The sequence below is a fragment of the Mesorhizobium sp. M4A.F.Ca.ET.050.02.1.1 genome (genome assembly GCF_003997725.1).
GTDB lineage: Bacteria > Pseudomonadota > Alphaproteobacteria > Rhizobiales > Rhizobiaceae > Mesorhizobium.
The window spans coordinates 1-1,328 of record NZ_RZSG01001163.1 but is presented as its reverse complement, the minus strand read 5'-3'; the positions used below and the strand labels follow the sequence as shown (position 1 = coordinate 1,328).

1 protein-coding gene and 2 pseudogenes are annotated in these 1,328 nt (G+C 64.5%); all 3 read left to right on the top strand.

Annotated features, from left to right (window positions below):
* Positions 1-352 (top strand): endonuclease domain-containing protein (locus EOA33_RS35970; RefSeq protein WP_245482558.1); only part of this gene is annotated, 352 nt, incomplete at its 5' end.
* Between the two features lie 139 nt (positions 353-491).
* A pseudogene (locus EOA33_RS41180) lies at positions 492-854 on the top strand (NAD(P)-binding domain-containing protein); the annotation flags it as partial.
* Positions 815-1,328 (top strand): annotated as a pseudogene (locus EOA33_RS41175) (hypothetical protein); the annotation flags it as partial. The pseudogenes EOA33_RS41180 and EOA33_RS41175, both read left to right, overlap by 40 nt.

Sequence of the window (1,328 nt, the reverse complement as noted above, 5' to 3'; positions counted from 1 at the left end):
CTTTGCAAGAGCCATGCGTGCCGATGCGACGAAGGCCGAGAACATCCTGTGGCAGGTGCTGCGCAACAGGCAGCTCGAGGGTCTGAAGTTCAAGCGGCAGGTGCCACTTGACGGCTACATTCTCGACTTCGTCTGCTTCGAGGCGCGGCTGATCGTCGAGGTCGACGGCGGCCAGCATTCAGAGTCGGAACGGGATGCCGGGCGCGACCGGCATTTTGCGATGAAAGGCTTCAGGACCCTGCGCTTCTGGAACGACGAAGTGGTGCGAAACATCGACGGCGTTTGCCTGACAATCCTGGCCGAAGTCCGCAAAGGGAGCTCCCAAGCAAATCCCCTCTCTTGCGATTTCTGACACTTAGCTTCGCTAAGATGTTGAAATCGCTCTCTCCCCCACAAGGGGGGAGATGGGCACCCCCACTTGTCCCGCCCACACCTCCCGGCATAGCCTGCCATGACCTGGGAGGGGAGGAAACCGCTTGGATACCAATGTCGTGATTGTCGGCGCCGGGCCGGCCGGCCTTGCCGTCGGCGCTTGCCTGCGCCGGGCCGGGGTGGATTTCATCATGCTCGAAAAGGCCGATCAGGTGGCGCCGGCCTGGCGGCGGCACTATCGGCGGCTGCATCTGCATACGGTGAAGTCGTTCTCCTCGCTGCCCTTCGTGCCGTTTCCGAGCGACCATCCGCGCTACGTGCCGCGCGAGAAGGTCGTGGCCTATCTCGATGCCTATGCCGAACGTTTCGAGCTCAGGCCGCGCTTCGGCGTGACGGTCGACACCATCCGCCGCGACAAGGACGGTTTCCGGGTCGAGATCGGATCCGACGCGCTGACGGCGCGCCATGTCGTGGTCGCCAGCGGCAACAATGCCGAGCCCATCGTTCCCAGCTTTCCCGACATCGAGACCTTCAAGGGCAAGGGCTGCACAGCGCCGACTATACCGAGGCCGCGCCCTTCATCGACAGGAAGGTGCTGGTCGTCGGCATGGGCAACACCGGCGCCGAGATCGCGCTCGACCTTGCCGAGAGCGGCGCCGACCCGACGCTGTCGGTGCGCAAGGGCGTCCACATCGTGCCGCGCCAGTTGTTCGGCGTGCCGATCCAGATGGTCGGTATCGCCAGCCGGCCGATGCCGCAGGGCCTCAACGACCGGATGTTCCCGATCATCCTCGACCTGGCGCTGGGCAAGCTCGAGAAATACGGCCTTGTCCGGCCGAAGGAGGGCATCTTGAAGCAGATCGACGCCGGCCGCATCCCGGTCATCGATGTCGGCACGGTGGCGGCGATCAAGGCCGGCAGGATCAAGGTCGCGCCCGACATCAAGCGCTTCGGCG